We start from the raw sequence: 6,945 nt of genomic DNA on the forward strand, positions 1-6,945 counted from the left end.
AACCGTCCATGGACACCTTCGCTCTGGTCGTGACCATCGGGGTCGCGCTCTTCTTCACGTACACGAACGGCTTCCACGACTCGGCGAACGCCATCGCCACCTCGGTGTCGACCCGTGCGCTCACCCCGCGCGTGGCGCTCGCCATGGCAGCCGTCATGAACCTGGCCGGCGCGTTCCTCGGTTCCGAGGTCGCCAAGACCGTCAGCGAGGGGCTGATCCAGACCCCCGAGGGCTCGAAGGGCATGGGGATCCTGTTCGCGGCGCTGGTCGGCGCGATCACCTGGAACCTCATCACCTGGTACTTCGGCCTGCCGTCCTCCTCCTCGCACGCCCTGTTCGGCGGCATGGTCGGAGCGGCGCTGGCCGGCGGGACGACGGTGTACTGGGACGGGGTGCTCGAGAAGATCGTCATCCCGATGTTCCTCTCGCCGATCGTGGGCCTGCTCGCGGGCTACCTGGTCATGACGGCGATCATGTGGATCTTCCGGAACTCCAACCCGCACAAGGCCAAGCGGGGCTTCCGTATCGCACAGACGGTGTCGGCGGCCGGCATGGCGCTCGGCCACGGTCTCCAGGACGCGCAGAAGACCATGGGCATCGTGGTGATGGCCCTGGTCATCGCCGACGTCGAGGAGTACAGCGACCCGATCCCGGTCTGGGTGAAGATCGCCTGCGCGCTGATGCTGTCGCTGGGCACGTACGCCGGCGGCTGGCGGATCATGCGGACGCTCGGACGGAAGATCATCGAGCTGGACCCGCCGCAGGGGTTCGCGGCCGAGGCCACCGGTGCGACGATCATGTTCGGGTCGGCGTACCTGTTCCACGCGCCGATCTCGACGACGCACGTGATCACCTCGGCGATCATGGGTGTCGGCGCGACGAAGCGGGTGAACGCGGTGCGCTGGGGCGTCGCCAAGAACATCATCCTGGGCTGGTTCATCACGATGCCCGCCGCGGCCCTGGTGGCGGCGGTCTCGTACGGGCTCGTGTATCTGGCCTTCCTGTAGCCGGTGTCGGCGTCGGCGCCTGACACGTGACACCGGGCAGCGCCCGGCACCGTACGGACGGCCCGGCCCGTGAGGACAGACGAAGGGGCCCGCCCCCGGTAATGGGGGCGGGCCCCTTCTGTGTCCTCGCGGTGGCACCGCCATGCAGCACCGCGAGGGGTTCGGATCAGCCGAAGCGGCCGGAGATGTAGTCCTCCGTGGCCTGGACCGACGGGTTGGAGAAGATGCGCTCCGTGTCGTCGATCTCGATCAGCTTGCCCGGCTGGCCGACGGCCGCCAGGTTGAAGAACGCCGTGCGGTCCGAGACGCGCGCGGCCTGCTGCATGTTGTGCGTCACGATGACGATCGTGAACTGCTCCTTGAGCTCACCGATCAGGTCCTCGATGGCGAGGGTGGAGATCGGGTCCAGGGCGGAGCAGGGCTCGTCCATCAGGAGCACCTTCGGCTCGACCGCGATCGCGCGGGCGATGCACAGACGCTGCTGCTGACCGCCGGAGAGGCCCGAGCCGGGCTTGTTCAGGCGGTCCTTGACCTCGTTCCAGAGGTTGGCGCCCTTGAGGGACTTCTCGACGACGTCGTCCAGCTCGGACTTCTTGTACTTGCCGTTCAGGCGCAGACCGGCCGCCACGTTGTCGTAGACCGACATGGTGGGGAACGGGTTGGGGCGCTGGAAGACCATGCCGACCTCGCGCCGCACGGCGACCGGGTCGATGCCGGGACCGTAGAGGTTCTCGTCGTCGAGCATGACCTTGCCCTCGACCCGGCCGCCGGGCGTGACCTCGTGCATGCGGTTGAGCGTGCGCAGGAAGGTCGACTTGCCGCAGCCGGAGGGGCCGATGAAGGCCGTCACGGAGCGGGGCTCGACGGTCATCGAGATGTCCTCGATGGCGAGGAAGGAGCTGTAGTAGGCGTTGAGGCCGCTGATATCGATGCGCTTGGCCATGGGGATCACTGCTTCTTTCGGGTCCGAGTCGCCGGTGGGCCGCGTCAGCGACCGGTCTTCGGGGCCTTCCAGCGGGCGATGCCGCGGGCCACGAGGTTGAGGATCATGATGAACGCGATGAGCGTCAGGGCCGCCGCCCAGGCACGGTCGTAGGCCGCGCCCTCGCCGCCGCTGTTGGCGTACTGCAGATAGATGTACATCGGCAGTGACGCCTGCGGGTCGGAGAAGGGGTTGGCGTTGATCACGCTCGTACCCCAGACCAGCAGCAGCACGGGGGCGGTCTCACCGGTGATGCGGGCGACGGCCAGCATGACGCCGGTGGTGATGCCGCCGATGGACGTCGGCAGGACGACCTTCAGGATCGTGCGCCACTTCGGGATGCCGAGCGCCAGGGACGCCTCGCGCAGCTCGTTCGGGACGAGCTTGAGCATCTCCTCCGTGGAGCGGACGACCACCGGGATCATCAGGATGCACAGGGCGAGCGAGCCGGCGAAGCCGGAGTAGCCCATGTCCAGGATGATGATCCACAGGCTGAGGATGAACAGACCGGCGACGATGGACGGGATGCCCGTCATGACGTCGACGAAGAAGGTGACGGCCTGGGCGAGCTTGCCGCGGCCGTACTCGACCAGGTAGATCGCGGTCAGCACACCGACCGGGATCGAGATCAGGGAGGCGATGCCGACCTGCTCCAGGGTGCCGAGGATGGCGTGGTAGATACCGCCGCCCGGCTCGCTGTCGGCGACGACGCCCATGGAGTGGGTGAGGAAGTAGCCGTCGAGGACCTTCACACCGCGCTTGACCGTCTCCCAGATGAGGGAGGCCAGCGGGATGACGGCGATGATGAAGGAGACCCAGACCAGGCTGGTCGCGGTGCGGTCCTTGGCCTGGCGCTTGCCCTCGACCACGGCCGACAGGACGTAGGAGCCGACGACGAAGAGGACCGCGGCGATCAGCGCCCACTGGATGCTGCTGTCCAGGCCGGCCACGGTGCTGATGCCGAGGCCCAGCGCGACGGAGCCGGCGGCGACGGCGACGGCGTACCACTTGGGGAGCCGGGCACCGTGCAGGGAGTGCGCGGACTTGGGGGTGATCGTTGCGTGGCTCATGCGTTGGCCCCCGAGTACTCCTTGCGACGGGCGATGATCAGGCGGGCGCCGCCGTTGACCAGCAGGGTGATCACGAAGAGCACCAGACCGGAGGCGATCAGCGCGTCCCGGCCCATCACGGTGGCCTCGTTGAACTTGCTGGCGATGTTCTGCGCGAACGTGCCGCCGCCCGTGTCGAGCAGGCTGGCGTTGATGTCGAAGGACGGCGAGAGCACCATGGCCACGGCCATCGTCTCGCCGAGCGCGCGGCCGAGGCCCAGCATCGAGGCGGAGATCACGCCGGAGCGGCCGAAGGGGAGCACCGACATGCGGATGACCTCCCAGCGGGTGGCGCCCAGCGCGAGGGCGGCCTCCTGGTGCATCTGCGGCGCCTGCCGGAAGACCTCACGGCTGACGCTGGTGATGATCGGAAGAATCATCAGGGCGAGCAGGATGCCGACCGTGAACAGCGAGCGCGCCGCGCCTTGGTTCCACTCGAAGACGCCGGTCCAGCCGAGGTAGTCGTCCAGCCAGCCGTAGAGGCCGTTCAGGTGCGGCACCAGGATGAGGGCGCCCCACAGGCCGTAGACGATGGAGGGCACGGCGGCGAGCAGGTCGATCACGTACGCGATGGTGCCGCCGAACCTGTGCGGGGCGTAGTGCGTGATGAACAGGGCGATGCCCACCGAGACCGGGACCGCGATGATCATGGCGATGATCGACGACACGACGGTGCCGTAGGCCAGGACCGCGATGCCGAACTCCGGCGGGCTGCCGCTGGGGTTCCAGTCGAACGAGGTGAAGAAGTTGGCCTCGTTCTCGCTCAGCGCGAGAACGGTGCGGTAGGTGAGGAAGGCCGCGATCGCGGCCATGATCACCAGAACGAGAATGCCGGACCCCCGGGAGAGCCCGAGGAAGATCCGGTCGCCGGGACGGGTGGCGCCGCGTGCGGCACGCTTCTGTTCCGTCGTGAGCGGCGGGGGTACGGGGGGTGGGGCGGTCTGCTGTGTGGATATGTCCATCAGGGTCTCCGGTCTGCGGGGCCTCCCGCTGTTCGGGGGCCCCTGGCGGCGGTGCACCGGACGGTGCGGCCCGGCCCCGGGTGCCGGGGCCGGACCGCACTCGGGGTCAGCTCAGGCTCGTGATGGTCTCGCGAACCTTGGTGATGATCTCCTCGGGCATCGGGGCGTAGCCGGCGTCCGCCAGCAGGCCCTGACCGTCCTCGGAGGCCATGTAGTTCAGGAAGGACTTCGTGGCGGGCAGGGTGTCCGCCTTGTTGCCCTTGTCGCAGGCGATCTCGTACGTCACCAGGACGAGCGGGTAGGCACCCTCGGCGTCCGGGGTGTAGTCCAGCTCCAGCGCGAGGTCCTTGCCGGTGCCGACGACCTTGGCGGCGCCGATGGCGGCCGTGGCGTTCTCGATCGTGGCCTTGACCGGCTCGGCGGCCTCGGTCTTCATGTCGACCGTCGTGACGTCCTTGGCGTAGGAGAGCTCGAAGTACGAGATCGCACCCGAAACCTGCTTCACCTGCTGCGCCACACCGGAGGAGCCCTGGGCGGACTGGCCGCCCTTGGCCTCCCACGACTTGCCGGGCTCGTACGGCCAGGCGTCGGGCGCGGCGGCCTTCAGGTACTTGGTGAAGTTGTCCGTGGTGCCGGACTCGTCCGAGCGGTGGAAGGCCTGGATCTTCAGGTCGGGAAGCTTCGCGTCGGGGTTCAGCTTCGCGATCTTCTCGTCGTTCCAGTTGGTGATCTTGCTGTCGAAGATCTCCGAGAGGGTGGCGGCGTCCAGGACGAGCGTGTCGACACCCGGGACGTTGAAGCCGACCGCGATCGGACCGCCGACCATCGGCAGGTCGATGGCCTGGCCGTCGGTGCAGACCTTCTTGGAGTCCGCGATCTCCTCCGGCTTGAGGGCCGAGTCGGAACCGGCGAACGCGGTCTGACCCTGGAGGAAGGCGGTGATACCGGCGCCGGAACCGTCGGGACGGTAGTTGACCTGCACGTCCTTGCACGCGGCCGTGTAGTTCTTGACCCAGGCGTCGATCGCGTTCTTCTGGGCCGACGAGCCGGAGGCCTGGAGCTGGCCGCTGGCGTCGGCACAGTCGACGTTGCCGGCCTGTGCGCTGGCCGAGCTGTCGCCGGTCCCGCTGCCGCCGCCGCTGGTGTCGTCCGAGCCGCACGCCGTGAGGGCCAGGGCGCCGGAGACGGCGAGAGCACCGAAGGCGAGGGCTCGCCGGTTCTTGCGCTGAAGCTTCACTTGAGTTCCTTCCAGGTGCCGCCGTCCTGAATCCCGGCGGCGTGCGAAGTCTTACGTCGGAGTCCGAGTGGTGCGAGTGCCCGTTCGGCAGGCGGTTCGCATCCCGTAAGGCCGAAATTAGGCAGAAGAGGTGAAGCACCCCATCGTCGTAAATGAACGGGAGGTGAACCCCTGCGGACGGTGCGGTGAGGTCACGGAACGCTCACATCATGGACACAGACGGATACCGGGCGGGAACGGGGCAGTGGGCGCGTTCCCACGGGGTTCGCGCGGGTTCGCCGCCGTTGCCGTCGCCGTCGCCGCGGCCGTCGCGCGGAAGGCGGCGAGCAGGGCGTCCACCAGGTCCGCGTCCCTCGGCTCGGTGAGCCGGCGGCGGGCCATGTGCGGGGGGAGCCACAGCACGCGGTCCACCTCGTCGTTGGGTATGAACGTGCCGGAGACCGCCTCGGCGGCCCAGTAGCGGACGCGCTTGGGGCGGCCGTTCGCCAGATAGTGCGCCGACGGGAGTTCGGCCACCGCCACGGCCGAATGGCCCGTCTCCTCGGCGACCTCGCGCAGCGCACCGGCGAGCGCGTCCTCGCCGCGCTTCAGCTTTCCCTTGGGCCAGGACCAGTCGTCGTACTTGGGACGGTGGACGAGACACAGTTCGAGGGTGCGCGTGACCGGGGAACGGCGCCACAGGACACACCCGGCCGCCTGGACGGTCAGGCGGCCGGGGCGGCCGGATGTGCGCGGGCCGCGGGAGGCGCGGCCGGAACCGTCGTCGGGCGGGGTCGAGCCCACCGGGGCCTCCCTAGAGCGAGCCGAGGACGTCCTTCTGCCAGCTGCGCTGGAACGCGTACCGCGCCGCCTCCACCTCGTGCCGCTGGTCCGCGTGGAGCACCCCGAGCGCGTACGCCGTGGCCGGGGCGATGCGCGGGGTCCGGGCGGCGTTCGCCGCGGCCGCCGACGCCTCGGACGCGTCCCGGTGCCGGTCGAGGGCCTCGCCGGCGGCGAGCAGACGGGCGTCGTGGCGCGAGGTGGTGGTGGCAGTGGCCGGGGAGGCTCCGGTGGGTCCGGTGGCTCCGGTGGGTCCGGTGGGTCCGGTGGAGCCGTCGGCGGGGGCAGGGGCACCGGTGGTGGCGTGGTGCAGCGCCTCGCGGGCGTACCGGTGCAGGCGCAGGAGCAGGCGGACCTGGTGCCAGGGGGCGTCCTGCGGATGCGGGGCCAGATCCGGGGACAGTCCGTGGACCAGCGCCTCCGCGTTGTACGGGCTTCCCGCGGTGAGCAGGGGCAGCGCCGCGACGGCGTCGGCCAGCCGCTCCCGCGCGGCCTCGGCCTGCGGGCGCAGGTCGGCGGCCGAGGCGACCGGGGCCAGCGGGACCTCGCTGGCCAGCACGGCGACCTTGTCGGCGACCGCGTGGAACCGGGAGGAGCCGAGGGCCTGGAGCGCCGTGGAGTGCGCCCGGGTCCGGGCCAGGGTGAGCTGCCGGTCCAGAAGGGCGCCGGCCTTGGCGGCACCCACGGTGAGGCTGCCGCGCTCGGGGGCGGCGGTGGCGGCGGCTGCGGCTCCGCGGGGGCCGGTTCCGGTGACGAGGGAGGCGGCGACGGCGGACGGGGCGGCGGACCGGGCCGGCCCGCCCGGTCCGCCCGCCGCACCGGCCCCGGC

At 70.1% G+C, this 6,945-nt stretch carries 7 protein-coding genes; 1 reads left to right on the forward strand and 6 read right to left on the reverse strand.

Going from position 1 to position 6,945, the window contains the following annotated elements:
- The first annotated feature begins 8 nt into the window (after nt 1-8).
- Nucleotides 9-1,007, forward strand: coding sequence for an anion permease (locus ACFWVE_RS27865; RefSeq protein WP_384019506.1), 999 nt, complete (start codon nt 9-11; stop codon nt 1,005-1,007).
- Between the two features lie 166 nt (nt 1,008-1,173).
- On the opposite strand, the gene pstB is transcribed toward ACFWVE_RS27865, so the two are convergent.
- The 6 genes from pstB to ACFWVE_RS27895 form a co-directional block, all read right to left on the reverse strand.
- Nucleotides 1,174-1,950, reverse strand: a complete 777-nt coding sequence (gene pstB / locus ACFWVE_RS27870; RefSeq protein ID WP_384019509.1) for a phosphate ABC transporter ATP-binding protein PstB — start codon at nt 1,948-1,950, stop codon at nt 1,174-1,176.
- A gap of 44 nt (nt 1,951-1,994) precedes the next feature.
- Nucleotides 1,995-3,059 (reverse strand): phosphate ABC transporter permease PstA, encoded by a 1,065-nt coding sequence (pstA, locus tag ACFWVE_RS27875; RefSeq protein WP_384019512.1) that lies wholly within the window; start codon nt 3,057-3,059, stop codon nt 1,995-1,997.
- Entirely contained in the window at nt 3,056-4,060 is a 1,005-nt protein-coding gene (pstC, locus tag ACFWVE_RS27880; protein WP_384019515.1) for a phosphate ABC transporter permease subunit PstC, read from the reverse strand. The genes pstA and pstC overlap by 4 nt, the downstream gene beginning before the upstream one ends.
- Nucleotides 4,061-4,166: 106 nt before the next feature.
- Entirely contained in the window at nt 4,167-5,297 is a 1,131-nt protein-coding gene (pstS, locus tag ACFWVE_RS27885; RefSeq protein ID WP_384019518.1) for a phosphate ABC transporter substrate-binding protein PstS, read from the reverse strand.
- Between the two features lie 207 nt (nt 5,298-5,504).
- On the reverse strand, nt 5,505-6,005 hold the full coding sequence (locus tag ACFWVE_RS27890) for an NUDIX hydrolase (protein ID WP_384019532.1): 501 nt from the start codon (nt 6,003-6,005) through the stop codon (nt 5,505-5,507).
- An 85-nt stretch (nt 6,006-6,090) separates the two neighbouring features.
- A partial coding sequence (locus tag ACFWVE_RS27895; RefSeq protein ID WP_384019521.1) for a CHAD domain-containing protein occupies nt 6,091-6,945 on the reverse strand: 855 nt, incomplete at its 5' end.

Source organism: Streptomyces sp. NPDC058632 (genome assembly GCF_042717095.1).
Lineage (GTDB): Bacteria > Actinomycetota > Actinomycetes > Streptomycetales > Streptomycetaceae > Streptomyces.